Here is a 20955-nt window from a genome sequence, read left to right as displayed (position 1 = left end):
AATCTAGAGTTGTTTCACATTTTGTCTAATGCAACCACCATTTATTTATTCAATAATAAAGGTAGATTTGTCATTTCTTATTTTTCGAGGAGGCCAAGCGATATGTCAGTTGTGAATAATGATACGCAAGTTTTAAAAAATTACGTGGGCGGAAAATGGGTTGATACGGCAGGAAAAGAATTTGGAGAGGTGATTAACCCATCGACTGGAGAAGTGATTGCAAAAGTACCGCTTTCTACAAAAGAAGATGTAGCTAATGCGGTGGAAACAGCGCAAAAAACATTTGAAACATGGCGTAACGTTCCTGCTCCAAAACGAGCAAGATTAATGTTTGCGTTTCAGCATTTACTAGTTAAGCATCACGAAGAGTTAGCTAAATTAGTTGTACAAGAAAACGGTAAGGCTTTTAAAGAAGCTTACGGTGAAGTACAGCGCGGTATTGAATGCGTGGAGTTTGCTGCGGGTGCTCCTACTTTATTAATGGGCGAATCATTAAATAACATAGCGGAAGAAATTGATTCTGAAATGTTCCGTTTTCCACTTGGTGTAGTCGGCGGCATCACACCTTTTAACTTTCCGATGATGGTACCGCTTTGGATGTTCCCTCTTGCAATTGTATGTGGAAATGCGTTTGTATTAAAACCGTCTGAGCGAACGCCGCTTTTAGCAACGCGACTTGCTGAACTTTTTACAGAAGCCGGAGCACCGGATGGGTTGTTAAATATTGTGCACGGTGCACATGATGTTGTTAACGGATTAATTGAACATGAAAAAGTTAAAGCGATTTCATTCGTCGGATCGCAGCCGGTAGCAAAATATGTTTATGAACAAGCTGCAGCTCAAGGGAAGCGAGTTCAGGCTCTATCCGGAGCTAAAAATCATCATGTTGTGATGCCAGACTGCGATATGGATAAAGCGGTATCACATATTATCAGCTCGGCTTATGGAAGTGCCGGCCAGCGATGCATGGCCTGCAGCGCCGTTGTCGTGGTTGGTGAGAAAGGCGATGAATTCGTTTCAAAATTAAAGCAAAAAGCGGATGAATTAATTATGGGAAGCGGCTTTGACGATGAAGTGCTTCTAACACCTGTGATTCGAAAAGAGCACCGTGATAAAGTGCTGGATTATATTGAACTTGGCATGAAAGAAGGAGCGGAACTCATTCGTGACGGACGTAAAGAAATGGATGAACATGCAGAAGGCAATTTCTTAGGTGCAACGATTTTTGACCGCGTAACTCCTGATATGACCATTGCTAAAGAAGAGATTTTTGCACCTGTACTAAGCTTGCTTCGCGCTGACACATTAGATGAAGCACTTCGTTATATGGAAAAATCTCGTTTTGGAAATGGAGCAACGATTTATACAAAAGATGCTAAAGCGGTGCGTCAATTTAGAGAAGAAGCAGATGCCGGTATGCTTGGCATAAACGTAGGAGTACCTGCTACCATGGCCTTCTTCCCATTCTCCGGTTGGAAAGACTCTTTTTACGGAGATTTGCATGTAAACGGCAAAGACGGTTTGAACTTTTTTACACGTAAAAAGATGGTTACATCACGCTTTGATTTTTAACATATAGATGAATATAGCAAGTGGCTTCGGCATTTTGTCGAAGTCTTTTCATACAGAAAAAATACGCGCTAGCGATTTGGGAGTGAATAGGATGGTACAGGTCAGTCAAAATGAAAAAGATCTGCGTGCAAAAGATGAGCAGTATGTATGGCATGGAATGAAACCATACAGCCCGGATGCAACGATAGTAGCTACAAAAGCAAAAGGGGCTTGGATTACAGATGAACAAGGAAATCGCTACTTAGATGCAATGGCAGGGCTTTGGTGTGTAAATACTGGGTATGGACGGGATGAATTAGCGCTTGCAGCTTATGAACAGCTAAAAGAACTGGCTTATTTTCCACTCACGCAATCTCACGTACCTGCTATCAAACTAGCAGAGAAGCTAAATGAAATGCTAGGTGATGACTATGTTATCTTCTTTTCGAATAGCGGATCGGAAGCCAACGAAACGGCTTTTAAAATTGTGCGTCAGTACCATCAACAAAAAGGAGAGCATTCTCGCTACAAATTTATTTCGCGTTACCGAGGGTATCACGGAAATTCAATGGGCGCACTAGCAGCAACAGGTCAAGCTCAGCGTAAATATAAATATGAACCGCTTGCTCCTGGTTTTATTCACGTTGCGCCGCCTGATTCGTACCGAGGGCAAGATGATTACCATGCGCCAAAAGAAGAGCTTCAATCCGTAAAAGATATTGACAATGTCATGACGTGGGAGCTAAGCGAAACCATTGCCGCTGTTATTATGGAGCCAATTATTACAGGTGGAGGAATTCTTTTACCGCCTCAAAATTATATGAAAGGCGTAAAAGAAACGTGTGAAAAACACGGTGCACTTCTAATTGTAGATGAGGTTATTTGCGGCTTTGGTCGTACAGGAGAAGCCTTTGGTTTTATGAATTACGACGTAAAACCAGATATCATTACCATGGCAAAAGGAATTACAAGCGCATACCTTCCGCTTTCTGCAACCGCTGTTAAAAAAGAAATCTATGAAGCGTTTAAAGATAGCGATCAGTACGAGTATTTTCGCCATGTTAATACATTTGGAGGCAGCCCAGCTGCGTGTGCATTAGCATTAAAGAATTTAGAAATTATGGAGAGAGAAAATCTTTTTGGTCGTTCTAAACAGCTCGGTGCTTACGTATTAAGTGAGATGAAGCCGCTTATTGATAGCCACCCATACGTTGGAGATGTAAGAGGCAAAGGGCTTTTAATCGGAATTGAACTTGTAGCTGATAAGCAAACGAAGGAACCGTTAGACGTTAATCTTGTAAATGAAGTGATTGCCAAATGCAAAAGCAAAGGAGTCATTATTGGTAAAAATGGAGCAACGGTAGCCGGCTATAATAATGTTCTCACGCTCTCACCGCCGTTGAATATTGAGGAAAGTGATATTGAGCTGTTATTAGCTACTATTACGTATGCGCTTGACAGCATCAAATAGGTAAGTTTGCAAAAAGCCTGTATAATATACTTACAGGCTTTTTGTGCGTGTGAAGGAGGAAGTAGAAAATGGAATTGTTATTTTTAGGAACGGGTGCAGGAGTACCGGCAAAACAGCGGAATGTTTCATCTCTTGCGCTCGAACTTTTGCAAGAAAGAGGGGCGGTGTGGCTTTTTGATTGCGGGGAAGCAACACAGCATCAAATTTTACATACAACCGTTAAACCGAGGCGAATTGAGAAAATTTTTATTACGCACCTTCACGGTGATCATATTTACGGATTACCTGGACTCCTTGGAAGCCGTTCGTTTCAAGGCGGAGAATCACTGCTTACTGTATACGGACCAAAAGGAATTAAAGAATTTATTGAAGTCACGCTGGCTGTAAGTCAAACTCACCTGCAATATCCTCTAGAGATTGTTGAAATAGAAGAGGAAAGTGAAAGTGGAACGATTTTTGAAGATGAAACTTTTTCAGTGGAGTTTGGCAAACTTGAACATGGCATTTTATCTTATGGATATCGAGTTGTCGAAAAAGATTTGCCAGGATCACTGGACGTTCAGCGTTTAAAAGAGATGAGTATTCCCCCAGGGCCTCACTATCAGCAGTTAAAAGAAGGGAAAGAAGTAGTATTAAAAGATGGGCGTCTTATTAATGGACAAGAGTTTGTAGGAGAGCCTAAAAAAGGGAAGGTTATCACGGTTTTAGGAGATACAAGAATGTGTACGCAAAGTGTTCAGCTTGCTATGCATGCGAATGTGTTAATCCATGAAGCTACTTTTGCAGCGGGAGATGAAGAGCTGGCTTACAACTATTTTCATTCCACTGCAAAAGAAGCCGCTGAAATTGCTAAAACAGCATCGGCCGAGCGTCTTATTTTATCTCATATTAGTTCGCGTTACCAAGGAGATGCAGTCAGCCGGTTAGCAGAAGGGGCAAAAGAAATTTTTCCGAATACCGATATAGCAGAAGACTTAAAAAGGTTTACGATTTCATAAAAAAGACGAGGATATCCTCGTCTTTTTTTACCATCCGCGTTCGTACTGAACGGGTGCTGAAAGTGTTTCATTTAGTTCTTTTGCCGCTGTGCGCGGGAAGTACGGATCGCGTAGAAGTTCGCGCGCAACAAAAATTAAATCAGCGCGTTCGCTTTGCAGAATCTCTTCTGCTTGTCGTCCAGTTGTAATTAACCCAACTGCGCCTGTATCAATATTCGCTTGCTGCTTAATTTTATCTGCAAACGGCACTTGATAGCCAGGGTATACGTTGATTGGAGCATGTACAAGAGCACCGGAACTAACATCAATTAAGTCGACGCCTTGTTCTTTCATCCATTTTGCAAATGCAACGTGATCATCTACTGTTAATCCGCCTTCTGTATAGTCAGAAGCAGAAACGCGGACAAATAAAGGACCGTCCCACTCTGTCTTCACAGCTTCAATAATTTCCTTTAAGAAACGATAGCGATTTTCTGCGCTGCCGCCATATTCGTCGCTGCGCTTATTGCTTAGCGGTGATAGGAATTGATGTACTAAATAACCGTGTGCCGCGTGAAGTTCGATAATATCAAACCCAGCTTCTTTTGAGCGTCGAGCGCTTTCTTTAAAGGCAGAAATCGTTTCATGAATTTGTTCTGTGGTCATTTCCACCGGTTTTTTACTTTTATCATCAAAAGCAATAGCAGAAGGAGCATAAATATCGCCTTCAACAGTTGCTTTACGTCCTGCGTGTGCAAGTTGAATGGCCGTTTTTGCACCGTTTTCTTTTAGCTGTGTCACAAGTTTTGTTAATCCGTCTCTTTGCTTATCATTCCAAATTCCCAGGTCTTGAGCTGAAATACGACCTTGTGGCACGACAGCTGAGGCTTCAACCATAATGAGACCTACTTGTCCAACCGCACGAGTTGTGTAGTGAACCATATGAAAATCGGTTACTACGCCGTCTTCCTTTTCGCATGAATACATGCACATTGGTGACATTACAATTCGGTTTTTTAATGTTACATCTTTCACTGTATAAGGTGAAAATAGTTTTGTTGTCATTCGGTTTAACCTCCAATTATTTCGATACTCTAAACAAAAGTTATTATATCACCGCATTGAATTTTCTTTCGCATAATCTGCTTATCCATTTTTAATCATAAAAAAACCTCTTTCGTTTTTTAGAAAGAGGTTAACCTTTACGAACGTTTACTCGCGATTTTTTCGTCAATCGTATCTCCTAAATATTTAGAGCGAATTGTAGCTTGTTCAATACACTGCATCATGGCTTCTTGGAAGTTATGAGAAATAAGCTGTTCGATTCCTGCTTCTGTTGTACCGCCAGGACTCATCACTTCTTTTCGAAGTACGGCTGGCGTTTTAGGTGACTGTTTCAGCATTTCGGCAGCACCGATAAGAGTTTGAAGAATTAGTTCATTTGACACTGACGTATCCAAGCCTTGTTTTTCAGCTGCTTTTTCCATTGCTTCTACTAGATAATAGACGTACGCTGGTCCGCTTCCAGATAGTCCTGTTACAGCGTGAAGCTGCTCTTCCTCTACAGTTGTAACCGTACCAATCGTTTCAAATAAAGCAGTAGTAACGTTCATATGCTCTGCTGTAGCAAACTTGCCGGGTGCAATGGCTGTAGCCGATAATCCAATAGAGGCAGATGTATTTGGCATAGCTCTTACAACCGCTATTTCTTGGTCAAACAAGTTCACAATTGTGGCAGTCGATACACCTGCTAAAACAGAGAGAACGAGGTGGTGCGGACGAATATAGGACTTAATCGTATCGATGCTTTCCGCTACGTCTTTTGGTTTAATAGCAAGCACAACGATATCGCTTTTTTCGATTAACAAGGCATGATTACGCGTAATGTTAATCCCATAGGCGTTTCGAAGCTCGTGAAGTCTTTTATCGTTGCTATGATTCGTTACGGTGATTTGATTGGGGCGAAGCTTTTTATCTGACAGCAGCCCTGAGATCATGGCTTCAGACATTGATCCAGCTCCAATAAAGGCGATGTTTAAATCCGTTTTCATTTAAAGTTCCTCCAGTCATTTGCTATCCAATGAAAACAGATACTGAGATTTCAGTATCTGTTAAAGGTTTGTGTTTGTGTATCTCTTCTTTATAAAATGCATAGTTATCTAAAGATATGAATAAAACTTCACTATATTTCTGTCATTATGCAATGAAAAAGAGAGGGATGTCAATGTAATTTTCAGAAAACGAACGCAATTGTATAAATAACGGGAAAAATCGTGTAAACTTAAAAGAAAATACGATGGTAAAGGAGCAAAGATACAGATGAATGAGCAATTATATAAAATTGTGCTGCCTACTCCTTTTGCGGTAGGAGATGTGAATGTTTTTGTTATAAAAGGTCAGACCGTTACGTTAGTCGATGCTGGTATTAAAACGGATGCAGCGTGGTCTGTATTTAAAGAAAAGCTTAATGAAATAGGATTAAAACCAGATGATATTAAGCAAGTTGTCCTAACCCATCACCATCCTGATCACGTAGGAATGCTTGATTTCTTTGATAAAGATATCGCCATAGTCGGTCATGCGAAAAATCAGCCTTGGATCTCCCAAAATCCGAATTTTTTTGAGTGGTACGATGCGTTTTTTGAAGATCACTTTATGAAAGCCGGCGTAGATGAAAGGTTTCGCCCCTATTTAAAACGTTTAAAAGCATCAATGAAGTATTCATGTCACCGTTCTCTTACAACCTCTGTACAGGAAGGAGATTACATTCCGGGCCTAGAGAGTTGGAAAGTGCTTGAAGTGCCGGGGCATGCTCAAAGCCATATTGCATTATACAATGAAAGAACAGCGGTTATGATTGGAGGAGATTTGCTGTTAAAGCATATTTCATCTAATCCGCTTATTGAACCTCCTATGAAACCAAGCGGCGAGCGACCTAAAACGCTTCTTCAATATAATCATTCATTAAGACGGCTGCTTGACTTAGAGATAAACTGTATCTATACAGGTCATGGAGATGAAGTGTTACATGTTCGTGAACTTGTACAAGAGAGGTTACAAAAGCAGAGCGACCGAGCGGATAAAGTACTTAGCATGATAAAAGAATGCCCTCAAACAGCGTTTGATATTTGCAAACAGCTATTTCCTACTATTTATGAAAAAGAACTAGGGCTAACTCTTTCTGAAACAATTGGTCAGCTCGATTTTTTAGAAGATGCAAATAAAATCAGTACACTTGAAAAAGGAAGTACGCTTATTTATTCTGTGTGCTCTTAACTTATAAAAAAGGTGTGTTATATTTGAAATCCTCGTTAAAGAACCAACATGTCGTGATTACAGGCGCTTCAGGAGGTCTTGGAGAACATTTAGCTTATGAAGTAGCCAAAAGAGGGGGCGTCCCCGTTTTACTTGCACGTACAGAAGAAAAGCTGCAGCGAGTAGCTGAGCAAATTAGTCAAAAGTATGGGATTACCTCTTACATATATAGAGCTGACGTAGCGAACGTAGAGGAAGTCAAAAGAGTTGTTCAGAAAATGATGAGTGAAATTAAGCGTGTTGATGTGCTGATTAATAATGCAGGCTTTGGTGTATTTGAAGAAGTGAAAGAAGCATCTATTTCGACAATTGCATCAATGTTTCAAGTCAATGTTATTGGATTAATTGCATGTACACAAGAAATTTTAGCTTATATGCTAAAAGAAAACAAAGGACATATTATTAACATTGCTTCTCAAGCAGGCAAACTTGCAACGCCTAAATCCAGTGGCTATTCAGCTTCTAAACATGCCGTGCTAGGGTTTACCAACAGCTTGCGAATGGAATTAGCGAAAACAGATATCTATGTGACCGCAGTGAATCCAGGTCCTATTCAAACCAACTTCTTTTCAATAGCAGATCAATCAGGAAACTATGAAAAAAGTGTAGAAAAGTTTATGTTAACACCTCAATACGTAGCTGAAAAAACGGTCCATATTATTGGGAAACCAAAACGAGAAGTCAACTTGCCTAAGTGGATGAACATAGGTTCGAAGATGTATCAGCTTGCCCCAGGGCTCGTAGAAAAATTGGCAGGGGATGCGTTTAATAGAAAATAACCTGTGCTTTAACCACAGGTTACCAATGTTTTGCGTTAATGCTTTCGTTCAGTAAGGTTGTATTTCTATGAATCTACTGCTCGTCTAAAATTTTTGCAGCGCGCACACAAGAGTCGAATTTCCCTTTATGATTTCCGTCGCAAAAGGGCATCTTTTGCGACTGGCCACATCGGCATAGTGAAAATGTCGGCTTTGTTTCAAATTTGTTGCCGTCTGCATCAATTAATTCAACGTCTCCAGTGACACGGAAAGAGCCGTTATCCATTACTTTAATTTGTACTTTTGACATAGAAAAACCTCCTTTTTGTACACATCTATATGAAGCGCCAGAGTTTAATGAAAGCGAGATGTGTATTATACTCATTATATAAGCAATTTTCGTTTGTTTATACAATTAGTTTAAAAGGAGTTAAAGGAAAATGAATATTACCTTTACTGATAAAGCGATAGCAAAAGTACAAGAAAAGTACGGGAAAGATTCTTTACTGTATTTAAAATTAAAATACGATACGGATGGATGCGGCTGTGTTGTGAGCGGTGTAACGACGCTATGGATTGTTGATGAAAAAGAGGGCGATGATGTAACCATCGAGACAAATTTTGTTCCTGTTCTTGTCGAAAAAACAAAGCAAGTATTTTTAGATGATAATATGACGATTGATTACAATGAAAGTGCATATACTTTTATGCTAAAATGTCCTTCTCAAATTTTAAATCCGCGCATGTCATTTATCGATAAAACAAAAGAAGCGCTTTAAAGCGCTTCTTTTTGTATTTTTTCTAAAAATGATTCAATAACTTGTTCATATTCCCCTGGATTATCAGCATACGAGCGGGCATGAGTGCCTACAGGTGCCAAATACATCCGCTTTGCTCCCATTTTTTTGGCATGCAGCTGCTCCGTCATTTTAGGAAGAATATAGTCATCTTCTTTACTATGAATAAACAGAACAGGATGTTTGATTTGATCTACGACTGAAATGGGTGATACGTCCTTAAATGAATAGCCTTCTCGCCATTTTAAAATAATATTAGCTGCTGGCATCACAAGCTGTTTGGGTAGGTGGAAATCTTGTTTTAGACGATAGGCAAGAAGTTCTTCCAAGTCAGAAAAAGGGCAGTCGACAATATAAAAATCCGCTCCATCTTCCATTCCAGCATACAAAAGAGTGGTCGCAGCTCCCATAGACTCCCCGTGAATACCAAGGGAAATAGTTGAACCGAATTGTTCTTTTGCCCAGTGAACAACGGATTGAAGGTCCAGCTTTTCATAATAGCCGTAGCTCGTTGTTTTCCCTTCAGACTTGCCGTGACGGCGGTGATCATAAAGGACGACGTTCCATCCAAGCTTTAGAAAAAGCCGAGCATATTTCATAGAGTTCAGTGAATGAACTGTAACTCCGTGCGAAAGAATCATAAATCGGTTGTTGTCGTGTTGTTTAATAACGGTCCCAGCTATGTTATAGCCTAGAGAAGAAGGAAGCACAAATGCTTCTTTAGGAAGAGTGTTATAGACTTTCTCATCATAAAAGCCATCTTCCGTATCGCGGTCAATAATTACTTTGTCGGTCTTTTTACGGATATACATCATTTGATTTGTAAAAAAGATGCCAAGAGCGACAAATGCTCCGAAAGCACTTCCTATTAATAATAGCCATTTTTTCATGATTAGCGGCTCCTTTTGTTAATATAGCTATTATTTATTATAGCATCGCTCTCCTAAAAACCTAATTTTTAACGCTGTGCAAACAAAGAGTATTGCTTGCTTTCAATCGGTCTTGAAATGTAAGGAGCGATAAAAGCGACCGCTTCGAGCAGCTTTTCTTCATTAATAGAAGTGGAGATACCCATTTCATGAAGCATAAAGACAAGATCTTCCGTAGCTACGTTTCCTGTTGCTCCCTTAGCGAATGGACATCCACCTAACCCGCCAGCGGATGAATCGAACCTGTTAATACCGGCTTGCAGAGCTGCGTAGATATTTGCAATGGCTAATCCTCTCGTATCGTGAAAGTGCGCAGCAAGTAACGTGTGGGGAAAGCTTTGTTTTAATTTCGAGAAAAGTGAAAATACATCTTTAGGATTTGCCATGCCAATTGTATCAGCAACGCTTAGCTCATCCACTCCAGCTTCCACAAAGCTTTCGCAAAGAGTCAGCACGTCGCGTTCATTTATTTTTCCTTCATACGGGCAATAAAAGGCGGTGGAAACGCAAGTTCGAATAAAACATTCTTGCTGCTTAAGCTGTTGAATGAGAGGGAGCAGCGTTTGTACAGCTTCTTTGGTGTTTTTGTTAATATTTTTTTGATTAAAGGTATCGCTTACGCCAATAAACAGCGCAACGGAGCGGCAATCAGCTTGCAGTGCTTTTTCCAAGCCTTTTTGATTCGGCACAAGTACGATGTTTCGGCATGTATCAGGCTGAAATGTATTTGCAACAGTAGAAGCATCTTTCATTTGAGGAACCCATTTTGGAGAAACAAAGGATGTAATTTCTATTTCGGATAGTCCAGCTTCTTTTAATTTTTTGATAAAATTAATTTTTTTATCAGTTGGAACAAAATTTTTTTCATTTTGAAGTCCATCCCGTGGACCAACTTCTATAATTGTTACTTTTTCAGGAAATCCCATAAACCGCTCCCCTTCCGCAATGTAAACGCTTACTAATACTTATTTTAATTCTAAAAAATTAAAATTCAATAAAAATTATAAATTTTTACAAAAAAAGAGGAATTTCGCAAGCGATGTCGAAAGTAATACAGGTGACAGTTAATCACAGTAATCAAACAGTAAGGAGAGGTTTTCGACATGGGTCAAACAGAAGTAGTCATTGTAAGCGCTGTACGTACAGCAATCGGCAGCTTTGGGGGAAGCTTACAAAATGTATCCGCAACAACTTTAGGTGGTACTGTAATTAAAGAAGCTTTAAACAAAGCAGGGGTATCAGCAAACGAAGTAGATGAAGTTATTATGGGAAATGTCTTACAAGCAGGTTTAGGACAAAATCCAGCACGACAAGCAACTTTAGCAGCAGGTTTACCTGAAACTGTTTCAGCATTAACCATCAATAAAGTATGCGGATCAGGACTAAAAGCAGTACATCTCGCTACACAGGCGATTCTTGCTGGGGATGCTGATGTGATTGTTGCTGGTGGAATGGAAAACATGAGCCAAGCACCATACTTATTAAAAAATGCACGCAACGGGTTTAAAATGGGCGATCAAAAAGTAGTCGACAGCATGATTCAAGATGGATTATGGTGTGCATTTAACGACTACCATATGGGCGTTACAGCTGAAAACCTGTGTGATAAATATGAAATTACTCGCGACGAACAAGATGCGTTTGCAGCTTCAAGTCAGCAAAAAGCAGAAGCAGCTATTCAATCTGGTCGTTTCGCAGATGAAATTGTACCGGTAGAAGTGCCTGGAAGAAAAGGCCAAGTAACAATTTTTGAACAAGATGAGTTCCCACGCGCAGGCACAACGGCTGAAAGTCTAGGGAAACTACGTCCGGCCTTCAAAAAAGACGGTTCTGTAACAGCTGGTAATGCATCTGGTATTAATGACGGTGCAGCTGCAGTAGTGGTAATGAGCCGTAAAAAAGCAGACGAGTTAGGCCTAACACCATTAGTGTCTATTAAAGCTAATGCAACTGCCGGAGTAGACCCAAGCATTATGGGAATCGGTCCTGTAAGTGCAGTGAAAAAGGCGCTGGAAAAAGCTGCTGTTTCATTAGAAGATGTTCAATTAGTAGAAGCAAACGAAGCATTCGCTGCACAGTCAATCGCTGTGGATCGTGAACTTCAATTTAACCATGATATTTTAAACGTAAATGGTGGAGCAATTGCTCTTGGACATCCTATTGGTGCAAGTGGTACACGTGTCCTTGTTTCACTCATTCATGAAATGCAAAAACGCGACGCAAAACTTGGGTTAGCAACGTTATGTATTGGCGGAGGCCAAGGCGTTGCAACAATCGTTGAACGTCCTTAATTTGATATAGTTTTAACAAACATTAAAGCTATATCACAACGCCACAGATTCCAAACATACTGCTTTGGAACTTGTGGCGTTTTTGTTTTTCTCCTTACTTTGTCTAGTAATATAACTTTTTTGACAAAAAAATGATTAAATTATAATTTTCAGTTATATATATATTTAAAAAGAAATAAAAATCTTTTATAATAGATTAGAAAGCGTTTTCAAAAATAACGAAGGGGTGGTTATGTATGAAACAAGTACATACGTCGTTTAAAGAAGCGGTGAAAGATATTCACGACGGTGCTACGATTATGGTCGGTGGTTTTGGTTTATGTGGAATTCCAGAGAATTTGATTTTAGCGTTAGTTGAAACAGGGGTAAAAGATTTAACCGTAATTTCAAATAACTGCGGCGTAGACGACTGGGGACTTGGACTGCTTCTGAAAAATAAACAAATTAAAAAGATGATTGGTTCTTACGTGGGAGAAAATAAAGAGTTTGAAAGACAAGTATTGTCAGGAGAAATTGAAGTAGAATTGCTACCTCAAGGCACGCTAGCTGAAAAGATTCGCGCCGGCGGAGCGGGCATACCTGCATTTTATACACCAGCGGGAGTGGGAACACCAATTGCTGAAGGAAAAGAAGTACGTGTATTTGATGGGAAAGAATATTTATTAGAAGAGGCGTTAAAAGCTGATTTTAGTTTGGTCAGAGCTTGGAAGGCTGATCATATGGGGAACTTAGTGTATAACAAGACAGCGCGGAATTTCAGCCCAATGATTGCAGCAGCAGGAAAAGTGACGATAGCAGAAGTTGAGGAACTTCATCCAACAGGTTCACTTGATCCAAATATTATCCATACACCGAGTGTGTATGTTCAATCATTAATTATTGGTGAACAAGAAAAACGTATTGAGCGTTTAACCGTTCAAAAATAACAAAAGGGGAGAGATTTTTCATGATTGAAAACGGCGTGAACGTGAGAGAACGAATTGCAAAACGTGCTGAAAAAGAAATTTTGGACGGATTTTATGTGAACCTTGGAATCGGTATTCCAACGCTTGTGGCTAATCATATCTCAGATAATAAAACGGTGGTACTTCAATCTGAAAACGGTCTGCTAGGAATCGGACCATATCCGAAAGAAGGAGAAGTAGATCCCGATTTAATTAATGCAGGCAAAGAAACCGTAACGGCGACAAAGGGGGCTTCTTACTTCGACAGTGCTGAATCGTTTGGAATGATTCGCGGAGGGCATATTAATATTGCGATTTTAGGAGGCATGGAAGTCTCAAAAACTGGTGACTTGGCGAACTGGATGATTCCTGGAAAAATGATTAAAGGAATGGGCGGTGCAATGGATTTAGTTCACGGAGCGCAGCGCATCATTGTTATTATGGAACACGTGACAAGAAAAGATGAACCTAAAATCTTAAATGAGTGCAGCCTCCCTCTGACAGGAAAAGGAGTAGTGGATCGTATTATTACAGATCGAGCGATCATTGATATTACGGCAGAAGGTCTAAAACTTGTCGAAGTAGCGAAAGGCTATACGGTAGAAGATATTCAACAGTCTACAGAGCCAACTTTAATCATTGATGAACATGTAAAACTAGATGCATTTTGATTTTTGGTAACAAAAGCAAGAATATGATACAATATCTCTCAATTAAAGTAGCGGGGGAATTGTGATGGCTAAAAAAAAGCAAAAACAATCAGCACAAAAACAAAATGATCAGCTCAGTATCAAAGATCAGCTAAATGATAGCTTATTAAAACAGCTTCAAGCTAAAAAACAGGCGCTTTCTTTAAAAGAAAAAGAGCAGAAAGAAACAGAGCGTAAAGAAGCTGCTCGAATTCGAAAAGAAAAAGAAAAAAATAAGTCGTTTGAAGAGCTGTTAAATGAAAGTGATTTGAAATGGTCTGAATTTAAAAAATAAAAGCGCCTTTATCGGCGCTTTTATTTTTTAACGATGAGCTTCATATTGATTTGCTTTAAAGATCGATTGCAGCTTGTTAACTTCAATAGGCTGGAGCGGGGAGGCCTCGACAGCTTTTACGTTTTCACGAAGCTGAGAAGAAGAGCTTGCTCCTGCTACAACTGAGGCTACCGTAGGATTAGCTAAACAGTATTGAAGTGCAGTTGAATTCAGAGAGTGATTTGGTCGTACGTGACGAAATGCTTCTATCGTTTTTGCTAATTCCGTACCGCTATAATCTAAGTAGCCCTTATCCTGGAATGCAGCAAGCTTTTGCTCTCCTTTTTCGGTTAGCAACCCTTTAGCTACTGGACCTCTGGCTACAACGCTAATGCCGTTATCATGTAAAAGAGGAAGTGCACTTTCTTCAGAACGTCTGTCTAACAAGCTGTATTGTATCATTACACTGACAATAGAAGAGTTTTGCACATACTCTCGAATCACATTCGGGCGGATAGATGAAATACCATAGTAGCGAATGACGCCTTCTTGTTTTAATTCTTCAAATGCTTCAATCGTTTCCTCAATATTGTCTTCAACGGTCCCTCCGTGCAGTTGATATAAATCGATGTAATCCGTTTGAAGACGGCGCAGGCTTTCTTTTACTTCATCTTTTATGTAAGCTTTAGACGGATCCCATGTCCAGCTGTCTTTTGTATCATTCCAGCGATTTCCTACTTTTGTGGCTAAAACAATATCATTTCTGCGTTTTTTTAGGGCTTGTCCCACAAACTCCTCGTTTAAGCCAAAATCATATAAATCTGCTGTATCGAAATAATTAATGCCATATTCCAGAGCTTGATCAATCATATTGACAGCGTGTTTCTGTTCCGTTCCAAGAGACATGCATCCTAAACCTAATGTACTGACGAGCAAATCTGAAGTACCTAAGCGTCTTTTTTCCATATATGTCACTCCTTATTTTTTATTTGTTTCTATCTATTGTAGCGCTATGATAGAGGGAAACTCAAATAAGAAGATTAAAAAACTGCAGCACAATTAGTGTCTGCAGTCTGCTTGTTGTTTGTAAGAGTTGAAATTTTGAGAGATAGCTTTGGTCCACTCATCAACATATTGAAATTGCTCGCCGTATTCTTTTAACTTTTGTTTGATTTCCCATGCTTTACCGACCAAAATGATTTGCTTCTCATGAACATAAACTTTCATTTTTTCTACCTCCCAAGATTCGTATGATAGAATATATGTAAGAGTCAAAAAAATAGAACGAGGTGTAGAAAATGGATCATTTAACAGAAAAAATGCTGTCTTCTGAAAAGCTGTTTGGAGGAAGAGTGATTGATTTGTACTTAGAAGAAGTAGAGCTTCCAAACGGAAAAACGAGTACGAGAGAAGTAGTTAAGCATCCTGGAGCCGTAGCTGTCATTGCGTTAACAAGCGATCATAAAATGGTTATGGTCAAGCAGTATCGTAGACCGATGGATCGTATTTTAGTCGAAATTCCAGCCGGCAAGCTAGAAAAAGGAGAAGAGCCGATTGTCACGGCAAAACGTGAGTTAGAAGAAGAAACAGGCTATACAACGGATTCGCTTAGCCATATTATTTCTTTTTATACATCACCAGGTTTTGCGGATGAGCTGGTTCACCTTTATTTAGCGGAGGATTTAAAAATGATGACCACCAAAGCGGAATTAGATGAAGATGAATTTGTTGAAGTGATGGAAGTTACCGTAGATGAGGCTCTTACTCTTATTCAAAACAAGGAAATTTATGATGCAAAAACAGCATATGCTGTGCAATACTTACAGTTGAAAAGCGGATTAGGAGAGTAAGAGAGTTTTTCTTTTACATATGAACGGTAATCTAGCAATTTAGCAGTTTACATTGAAATGTAATTTGATGTTAGGAAAGAACAGGTATGCGGGCACTTCTAACTCTTTAAGAAAATGTAGTGCTCATCGACTGTGAGTTCAAAGCAGATGGGCTATTAAGCTGAATAGAAAAATGGGTATCTACTAATAGAGGTGCCCGTTTTTTTATTAAGCAGAACGGCCCTTTCTTCCATGTGATAGATTTAAAAGATTCTTGGCATAGTTTTTGTACTCTATCATACACTCTATTAAGCGATTAATAGGAGGAAGACGATGAGAAAAAAACAATTGCCATTATCGTATGCAAGACATTTTCAAGAAAACAGTTCTATTTATTTGTTTGTGACCGTGCTGTTTTTAATGGGAATCATTTTTGGGGCTATTGTTGTAAATAGTTTGACGCTTGATCAAAAAGAAGACCTGTACTTCTATTTAAACCGGTTTTTCGGACAGGTGAAGAATGGAGAAGTAGCAAGCAGCGTTGAAATGTTTCAGCAAAGTTTTTTTCACAATGTTAAATACTTGGGGCTCATTTGGATATTAGGAATTGCAATTATTGGTTTGCCTGTGGTGTTGATTTTGCTATTTTTAAAAGGAATGGTGATTGGCTTTACCGTAGGTTTTTTAGTCAATCAAATGGGACTCTCTGGGTTTGTACTATCTTTTGTATCTGTTATGCCGCAAAATATCTTTCTCATACCGGCATTTCTGATCCTGTCTGCAGCTTCAGTTGCATTTTCTTTGAAGCTTGTGCGGCAGCAGTTTTTTAAAAAAACAGCGGAGCCTATTTCCGCATCCTTTTTACGCTATAGCGGTACCATGATTGCAATGATATGTTTGGTTGCCTGTGCAGCTACAGTTGAAGCTTACGTATCACCTACTTTAATGAAAAGTGTAATGGCTCTATTAAATAAGTAAGAATAAGTATTAAATAAAAAGAATTCTTTTTTCTTATTAATAATAACTTTATTTTGACACCCTCGACACATCTGATATAATGGATTAGTGAATGGCGAGGGAGGGAATAATTATGGAAAGTCGAATTGAGCGAATTAAGCAGCAGTTGCACTCAGCTAGCTATAAATTGACACCTCAACGTGAGGCGACTGTAAGAGTACTTCTTGAACATGAAGAGGATCATTTAAGTGCCGAAGATGTATATCTCCTCGTCAAGGAAAAGTCTCCGGAAATTGGATTGGCAACTGTTTATCGTACGTTAGAATTGTTAACTGAACTTAAAATTGTTGATAAAATAAACTTTGGCGATGGCGTTTCTCGCTACGATTTAAGACAAGAAGGAGCCGCACACTTTCATCATCACCTTGTGTGTATGGAATGTGGATCTGTGGACGAAATTCAAGAAGATTTGCTTGAAGACGTTGAAGAAATTGTGGAAAAGCAATGGAATTTTAAAATTAAAGATCACCGCTTGACATTTCATGGCATTTGCCATCGCTGTCAGGATAAAGAAGACAAGCAGTAAAAGCCTTTTCCCTAATGGAGAAGGTTTTTTGTTGTACATAAATAGAAAATAATGAAATGACGAGGTTATAAGCTATATGGTTTTATAGAAAGGAAGGAAATGATCAGGAGAGAACTCGGCATATAAGATAAGAAACATGTATAAAACCTGTCCCAATTGGCATATCTTCTAATAGAATCAAAAATTGGAGGAATTGTTTACATGAAATCATGGGTTGAAATGGTATATAATACATGTAAAGTATTTATCTTATTTACCGGGTTTACTCTTTTGTTTTATTTTGGAATGATATGGGTATCTCAAGAGTATCAAAATTATAAACGTTATGATGAGCCGTCGGGTTCAGCTGTTAAGGTCATGCAAGCAAGTGTTAACAAAGATCAGACGTGGCTAGAGCGTTTATTTATGTTTTATCAAAACGGGGAGTAGAGGCTATTGAATGATCAAATTCAAGATTTTATTCATTATTTAGTAGTAGAGCGGGGACTGGCGAAAAATACGATTGATTCGTATGAACGAGATTTAAAAAAATATGCTCAATATTTAGAGCATGTAGAGCAGCTGAAATCATTTAATGAAGTAACAAGACTCCACATAGTTAATTTTCTGAAATATTTAAGTGATCAGCAAAAGTCATCTAAAACGATTGCGAGACATGTGGCTTCAACTAGATCTTTTCATCAATTCTTACTAAGGGAAAAAGCAGCGGATACAGATCCATCCGTTCATATTGATACTCCGCAGCTTGAGCGCAAGCTGCCAAAAGTGTTAAATGCAGAGGAAGTAGAGGCGCTGTTAAATGTGTTTGATACTTCGACGCCTTTTGGCATACGAGACAAAGCGATGCTTGAATTGCTTTATGCTACTGGAATTCGTGTGTCTGAACTCGTCAACTTAAATATTGATGATGCACATTTGACGATGGGATTTATTCGTTGTATCGGAAAAGGGAATAAAGAAAGAATTGTCCCCATCGGAAGGTTGGCCACAGAGGCTATTGAAGAGTATTTACAGCATAGCCGGAGTATTTTAACAAAGCAAAAGGAACAGGACAAAGCACTTTTTGTTAATCATCACGGAAGGCGCTTAACAAGGCAGGGGTTTTGGAAAATATTAAAAAAGTTAGCTTCTGAAGCAAAAATTGAAAAAGAATTAACTCCTCATACTTTACGGCATTCGTTTGCTACTCATTTGTTAGAGAATGGCGCGGACTTGAGAGCCGTTCAAGAAATGCTTGGGCATGTGGATATTTCGACCACTCAAATTTATACACATGTCACAAAAGCTCGTTTAAAAGATGTATACAATCAGTTTCATCCGCGAGCGTAGGAAGATTCCAATGTCCAATGAGTTCATAGACATTGGTTTTTTGATTGAAAACACTTTCATTCCTGTGTACAAAAAAATAAAAAGCGTCTATACTAATAGAGAGGTCAGACTTCTGACCAATAAGAGATGATGGTTAAATTATTTCCAAACGGGAATTTTATAGAGAATAAATAAATTGATATTTGGAGGGAATAAAATGGCGCATACATATAAACGCGTATTTTTAATTGTCATGGATTCAGTAGGTATCGGTGAATCACCGGATGCTGAAAAATACAATGATAAAGGTGCTGATACGTTTGGTCATATTGCAGAGCACTGCAACGGTCTTCATATGCCTAATATGGCTAAGCTTGGCCTAAGCAATATCCGTGAAATTAAAGGAATTGATAAAGCCGAAAAACCGTTGGCTTACTATACAAAAATGCAGGAAGCTTCTGCAGGAAAAGATACAATGACAGGTCATTGGGAAATTATGGGTCTTAATATTGATACGCCTTTTAATGTGTTTCCAGACGGATTTCCAGAAGAGCTAATTTCACAATTAGAAGAAAAAACAGGTCGAAAGATCATCGGGAACAAACCGGCGTCTGGTACAGAAATCTTGGATGAGCTAGGAAAGCAGCATATGGAAACAGGTGACTTAATCGTCTATACATCAGCGGATTCTGTTTTGCAAATTGCTGCTCATGAAGAAATTGTTCCGATTGATGAATTGTATAAAATTTGTGAAATTGCTCGTGAATTAACTCTTGATGATCCATACATGATTGGACGTGTTATCGCTCGCCCGTTTTTAGGTGAACCAGGTAGCTTCACACGTACATCCAATCGTCATGACTATGCATTAAAGCCTTTTGGACGTACAGTAATGAATGAATTAAAAGACAATGACATCGATGTTATTGCTATCGGTAAAATTTCTGATATTTACGACGGAGAAGGGGTAACAAAATCTCTTCGTACCAAATCGAACATGGACGGCATGGATAAGCTAGTTGATACATTAAACATGGACTTCACAGGCTTAAGTTTCTTAAATTTAGTTGATTTTGATGCTCTTTATGGCCATCGCCGTGATCCACAAGGATATGGGCAAGCACTTGAAGAATATGATGCACGCTTAGAAGAAGTATTTAATTTATTAAAAGAAGATGATTTATTGATTATTACAGCGGATCATGGAAATGACCCTGTTCATCATGGTACAGACCATACGCGTGAATACGTGCCGCTTCTTGTATACAATAAAGGCATGCAAGAAGGAAAAGAACTTTCTATTCGTCAAACTTTTGCCGATATTGGCGCAACGGTAGCAGAAAATTTTGGCGTAACAATGCCTAAGCATGGAAAAAGTTTTTTAAAAGAGCTGAATTAAGCAGGGGGAATGGAGTATGAAAAAAGAATATATTGAAAAAGCAGCAGCATATATTAAAAATCAATCAGCTGTTACACCAACAATTGGGCTTATTTTAGGTTCTGGACTAGGGGTATTAGCTGACGAAATTGAAGGCGCGGTAAAAATTCCATATAACGACATTCCTGAGTTCCCGGTTTCAACAGTTGAAGGTCACGCTGGTCAATTAGTAATTGGCACCATTCATGATGTACCGGTTGTAGCTATGCAAGGACGTTTTCACTTTTATGAAGGATATGCGCTTGATAAAGTAACATTTCCGGTGCGCGTAATGAAAGAAATCGGTGTAGAAACGTTGATTGTAACGAATGCAGCAGGTGGAGTGAACGAATCCTTTAATCCAGGAGACTTAATGATTATTTCTGATCATATTAATAACTTTGGAACCAACCCTTTAATTGGACCTAATGACTCTGACTTTGGAGTAAGGTTCCCGGATATGTCAACTTCTTACTGCAAGGATCTTCGTCAATTGGCGAAGAAAGTAGGAGCTGATTTGAAGATTGCCTTACAAGAAGGTGTATATGTAGGAAATACAGGTCCAACATATGAAACGCCTGCTGAAGTACGCATGCTTCGCATTATCGGGGGAGACGCGGTCGGTATGTCTACAGTACCAGAAGTTATTGTGGCACGCCATGCAGGTATGAAAGTACTAGGTATTTCTTGTATTTCTAATATGGCAGCTGGTATTTTAGATCAGCCGTTAAATCATGAAGAAGTGATTGAAACGACTGAAAAAGTAAAACAGCAGTTTTTATCGCTTGTAAAAGAAGTAGTAAAGCAACTTCCAGCTTATCAAAAATAATAAGAAAATATGACTTCAAGCATCGAGAACTTC

The 20955-nt window shown here is 39.1% G+C and carries 24 protein-coding genes; 17 read left to right on the top strand and 7 right to left on the bottom strand.

Annotated features, from left to right (window positions below; genetic code table 11):
- The first annotated feature begins 102 nt into the window (after positions 1-102).
- From M3225_RS04135 to rnz, 3 genes are all read left to right on the top strand, one after another.
- Positions 103-1572, top strand: a complete 1470-nt coding sequence (locus M3225_RS04135; RefSeq protein ID WP_251391293.1) for a CoA-acylating methylmalonate-semialdehyde dehydrogenase — start codon at positions 103-105, stop codon at positions 1570-1572.
- A 91-nt stretch (positions 1573-1663) separates the two neighbouring features.
- Complete coding sequence (locus M3225_RS04130) at positions 1664-3022, top strand: aspartate aminotransferase family protein (RefSeq protein ID WP_251391291.1); 1359 nt, start codon at positions 1664-1666, stop codon at positions 3020-3022.
- Positions 3023-3090: 68 nt separating this feature from the next.
- Positions 3091-4020 (top strand): ribonuclease Z, encoded by a 930-nt coding sequence (gene rnz / locus M3225_RS04125; protein WP_251391289.1) that lies wholly within the window; start codon positions 3091-3093, stop codon positions 4018-4020.
- A 27-nt stretch (positions 4021-4047) separates the two neighbouring features.
- Here rnz and namA read toward each other — a convergent pair whose 3' ends face one another.
- Together namA and proI are read right to left on the bottom strand one after the other, a co-directional pair.
- On the bottom strand, positions 4048-5064 hold the full coding sequence (gene namA / locus M3225_RS04120) for an NADPH dehydrogenase NamA (RefSeq protein WP_251391287.1): 1017 nt from the start codon (positions 5062-5064) through the stop codon (positions 4048-4050).
- Between the two features lie 137 nt (positions 5065-5201).
- Positions 5202-6050 (bottom strand): pyrroline-5-carboxylate reductase ProI, encoded by an 849-nt coding sequence (gene proI / locus M3225_RS04115; protein WP_251391285.1) that lies wholly within the window; start codon positions 6048-6050, stop codon positions 5202-5204.
- A gap of 268 nt (positions 6051-6318) precedes the next feature.
- Between proI and M3225_RS04110 the strand changes: the two genes are divergently transcribed.
- The gene (locus M3225_RS04110; protein ID WP_251391283.1) at positions 6319-7275 is read left to right on the top strand and encodes an MBL fold metallo-hydrolase; all 957 of its coding nucleotides are present in this window, start codon (positions 6319-6321) and stop codon (positions 7273-7275) included.
- Between the two features lie 23 nt (positions 7276-7298).
- Positions 7299-8093, top strand: coding sequence for an SDR family NAD(P)-dependent oxidoreductase (locus tag M3225_RS04105; protein ID WP_251391281.1), 795 nt, complete (start codon positions 7299-7301; stop codon positions 8091-8093).
- A 73-nt stretch (positions 8094-8166) separates the two neighbouring features.
- Here the strand turns inward: M3225_RS04105 and M3225_RS04100 are convergent, their stop codons facing one another.
- Positions 8167-8382: a CDGSH iron-sulfur domain-containing protein gene (locus M3225_RS04100; RefSeq protein WP_013059094.1), complete on the bottom strand. Its 216-nt coding sequence runs from the start codon at positions 8380-8382 to the stop codon at positions 8167-8169.
- 130 nt (positions 8383-8512) lie between these two features.
- Between M3225_RS04100 and M3225_RS04095 the strand changes: the two genes are divergently transcribed.
- On the top strand, positions 8513-8851 hold the full coding sequence (locus M3225_RS04095) for an iron-sulfur cluster biosynthesis family protein (RefSeq protein ID WP_251391278.1): 339 nt from the start codon (positions 8513-8515) through the stop codon (positions 8849-8851).
- Here M3225_RS04095 and M3225_RS04090 read toward each other — a convergent pair.
- On the bottom strand, positions 8848-9759 hold the full coding sequence (locus M3225_RS04090) for an alpha/beta hydrolase (RefSeq protein ID WP_251391276.1): 912 nt from the start codon (positions 9757-9759) through the stop codon (positions 8848-8850). The genes M3225_RS04095 and M3225_RS04090 overlap by 4 nt on opposite strands.
- Before the next feature lie 68 nt (positions 9760-9827).
- A complete protein-coding gene (locus M3225_RS04085; protein WP_251391275.1) occupies positions 9828-10724 on the bottom strand; it encodes a hydroxymethylglutaryl-CoA lyase in 897 nt (298 codons plus the stop codon).
- Positions 10725-10901: 177 nt separating this feature from the next.
- Between M3225_RS04085 and M3225_RS04080 the strand changes: the two genes are divergently transcribed.
- From M3225_RS04080 to M3225_RS04065, 4 genes are all read left to right on the top strand, one after another.
- Positions 10902-12089 (top strand): acetyl-CoA C-acetyltransferase, encoded by a 1188-nt coding sequence (locus M3225_RS04080; RefSeq protein WP_116073563.1) that lies wholly within the window; start codon positions 10902-10904, stop codon positions 12087-12089.
- Positions 12090-12325: 236 nt separating this feature from the next.
- Positions 12326-13015 carry a CoA transferase subunit A gene (locus tag M3225_RS04075; RefSeq protein ID WP_013059089.1) on the top strand — a complete coding sequence of 230 codons (690 nt, stop codon included), beginning with the start codon at positions 12326-12328 and terminating at the stop codon, positions 13013-13015.
- Positions 13016-13035: 20 nt separating this feature from the next.
- Entirely contained in the window at positions 13036-13704 is a 669-nt protein-coding gene (locus M3225_RS04070) for a 3-oxoacid CoA-transferase subunit B (RefSeq protein ID WP_251391274.1), read from the top strand.
- A gap of 64 nt (positions 13705-13768) precedes the next feature.
- On the top strand, positions 13769-14017 hold the full coding sequence (locus M3225_RS04065; protein ID WP_251391273.1) for a YqkE family protein: 249 nt from the start codon (positions 13769-13771) through the stop codon (positions 14015-14017).
- Between the two features lie 27 nt (positions 14018-14044).
- Here M3225_RS04065 and M3225_RS04060 read toward each other — a convergent pair whose 3' ends face one another.
- Together M3225_RS04060 and mciZ are read right to left on the bottom strand one after the other, a co-directional pair.
- Positions 14045-14962 carry an aldo/keto reductase gene (locus tag M3225_RS04060; protein ID WP_251391272.1) on the bottom strand — a complete coding sequence of 306 codons (918 nt, stop codon included), beginning with the start codon at positions 14960-14962 and terminating at the stop codon, positions 14045-14047.
- A 93-nt stretch (positions 14963-15055) separates the two neighbouring features.
- Positions 15056-15223: a Z-ring formation inhibitor MciZ gene (gene mciZ / locus M3225_RS04055; protein ID WP_251391271.1), complete on the bottom strand. Its 168-nt coding sequence runs from the start codon at positions 15221-15223 to the stop codon at positions 15056-15058.
- Between the two features lie 71 nt (positions 15224-15294).
- Here mciZ and M3225_RS04050 point away from each other — a divergent pair, with 71 nt between their 5' ends.
- The 7 genes from M3225_RS04050 (at position 15295) to M3225_RS04020 (ending at position 20922) form a co-directional block, all read left to right on the top strand.
- The gene (locus tag M3225_RS04050; protein WP_251391270.1) at positions 15295-15846 is read left to right on the top strand and encodes an NUDIX hydrolase; all 552 of its coding nucleotides are present in this window, start codon (positions 15295-15297) and stop codon (positions 15844-15846) included.
- 312 nt (positions 15847-16158) lie between these two features.
- Positions 16159-16803 carry a stage II sporulation protein M gene (gene spoIIM / locus M3225_RS04045; RefSeq protein ID WP_251391269.1) on the top strand — a complete coding sequence of 215 codons (645 nt, stop codon included), beginning with the start codon at positions 16159-16161 and terminating at the stop codon, positions 16801-16803.
- A 112-nt stretch (positions 16804-16915) separates the two neighbouring features.
- The gene (gene fur / locus M3225_RS04040; protein ID WP_013059082.1) at positions 16916-17368 is read left to right on the top strand and encodes a ferric iron uptake transcriptional regulator; all 453 of its coding nucleotides are present in this window, start codon (positions 16916-16918) and stop codon (positions 17366-17368) included.
- A 201-nt stretch (positions 17369-17569) separates the two neighbouring features.
- Positions 17570-17797: a YqzK family protein gene (locus M3225_RS04035; RefSeq protein ID WP_251391268.1), complete on the top strand. Its 228-nt coding sequence runs from the start codon at positions 17570-17572 to the stop codon at positions 17795-17797.
- 6 nt (positions 17798-17803) lie between these two features.
- On the top strand, positions 17804-18697 hold the full coding sequence (xerD, locus tag M3225_RS04030) for a site-specific tyrosine recombinase XerD (protein WP_251391267.1): 894 nt from the start codon (positions 17804-17806) through the stop codon (positions 18695-18697).
- Positions 18698-18893: 196 nt separating this feature from the next.
- Positions 18894-20075 carry a phosphopentomutase gene (deoB, locus tag M3225_RS04025; RefSeq protein ID WP_251391264.1) on the top strand — a complete coding sequence of 394 codons (1182 nt, stop codon included), beginning with the start codon at positions 18894-18896 and terminating at the stop codon, positions 20073-20075.
- Between the two features lie 16 nt (positions 20076-20091).
- Positions 20092-20922, top strand: coding sequence for a purine-nucleoside phosphorylase (locus M3225_RS04020; protein WP_251391262.1), 831 nt, complete (start codon positions 20092-20094; stop codon positions 20920-20922).
- Positions 20923-20955 lie beyond the last annotated feature (33 nt).

The sequence above is a fragment of the Priestia aryabhattai genome, from assembly GCF_023715685.1.
GTDB lineage: Bacteria > Bacillota > Bacilli > Bacillales > Bacillaceae_H > Priestia > Priestia aryabhattai_B.
This window is presented reverse-complemented; position numbering and strand designations above follow the sequence as displayed.

What these genes read in the sequence shown, in the direction of transcription:
- M3225_RS04135 (WP_251391293.1), top strand. Translation starts at nt 103, where the DNA reads ATGTCAGTTGTGAATAATGATACGCAAGTTTTAAAAAATTACGTGGGC.
- M3225_RS04130 (WP_251391291.1), top strand. Translation starts at nt 1,664, where the DNA reads ATGGTACAGGTCAGTCAAAATGAAAAAGATCTGCGTGCAAAAGATGAG.
- rnz (WP_251391289.1), top strand. Translation starts at nt 3,091, where the DNA reads ATGGAATTGTTATTTTTAGGAACGGGTGCAGGAGTACCGGCAAAACAG.
- namA (WP_251391287.1), bottom strand. Translation starts at nt 5,064, where the DNA reads ATGACAACAAAACTATTTTCACCTTATACAGTGAAAGATGTAACATTA.
- proI (WP_251391285.1), bottom strand. Translation starts at nt 6,050, where the DNA reads ATGAAAACGGATTTAAACATCGCCTTTATTGGAGCTGGATCAATGTCT.
- M3225_RS04110 (WP_251391283.1), top strand. Translation starts at nt 6,319, where the DNA reads ATGAATGAGCAATTATATAAAATTGTGCTGCCTACTCCTTTTGCGGTA.
- M3225_RS04100 (WP_013059094.1), bottom strand. Translation starts at nt 8,382, where the DNA reads ATGTCAAAAGTACAAATTAAAGTAATGGATAACGGCTCTTTCCGTGTC.
- M3225_RS04095 (WP_251391278.1), top strand. Translation starts at nt 8,513, where the DNA reads ATGAATATTACCTTTACTGATAAAGCGATAGCAAAAGTACAAGAAAAG.
- M3225_RS04090 (WP_251391276.1), bottom strand. Translation starts at nt 9,759, where the DNA reads ATGAAAAAATGGCTATTATTAATAGGAAGTGCTTTCGGAGCATTTGTC.
- M3225_RS04085 (WP_251391275.1), bottom strand. Translation starts at nt 10,724, where the DNA reads ATGGGATTTCCTGAAAAAGTAACAATTATAGAAGTTGGTCCACGGGAT.
- M3225_RS04080 (WP_116073563.1), top strand. Translation starts at nt 10,902, where the DNA reads ATGGGTCAAACAGAAGTAGTCATTGTAAGCGCTGTACGTACAGCAATC.
- M3225_RS04075 (WP_013059089.1), top strand. Translation starts at nt 12,326, where the DNA reads ATGAAACAAGTACATACGTCGTTTAAAGAAGCGGTGAAAGATATTCAC.
- M3225_RS04070 (WP_251391274.1), top strand. Translation starts at nt 13,036, where the DNA reads ATGATTGAAAACGGCGTGAACGTGAGAGAACGAATTGCAAAACGTGCT.
- M3225_RS04065 (WP_251391273.1), top strand. Translation starts at nt 13,769, where the DNA reads ATGGCTAAAAAAAAGCAAAAACAATCAGCACAAAAACAAAATGATCAG.
- M3225_RS04060 (WP_251391272.1), bottom strand. Translation starts at nt 14,962, where the DNA reads ATGGAAAAAAGACGCTTAGGTACTTCAGATTTGCTCGTCAGTACATTA.
- mciZ (WP_251391271.1), bottom strand. Translation starts at nt 15,223, where the DNA reads ATGAAAGTTTATGTTCATGAGAAGCAAATCATTTTGGTCGGTAAAGCA.
- M3225_RS04050 (WP_251391270.1), top strand. Translation starts at nt 15,295, where the DNA reads ATGGATCATTTAACAGAAAAAATGCTGTCTTCTGAAAAGCTGTTTGGA.
- spoIIM (WP_251391269.1), top strand. Translation starts at nt 16,159, where the DNA reads ATGAGAAAAAAACAATTGCCATTATCGTATGCAAGACATTTTCAAGAA.
- fur (WP_013059082.1), top strand. Translation starts at nt 16,916, where the DNA reads ATGGAAAGTCGAATTGAGCGAATTAAGCAGCAGTTGCACTCAGCTAGC.
- M3225_RS04035 (WP_251391268.1), top strand. Translation starts at nt 17,570, where the DNA reads ATGAAATCATGGGTTGAAATGGTATATAATACATGTAAAGTATTTATC.
- deoB (WP_251391264.1), top strand. Translation starts at nt 18,894, where the DNA reads ATGGCGCATACATATAAACGCGTATTTTTAATTGTCATGGATTCAGTA.
- M3225_RS04020 (WP_251391262.1), top strand. Translation starts at nt 20,092, where the DNA reads ATGAAAAAAGAATATATTGAAAAAGCAGCAGCATATATTAAAAATCAA.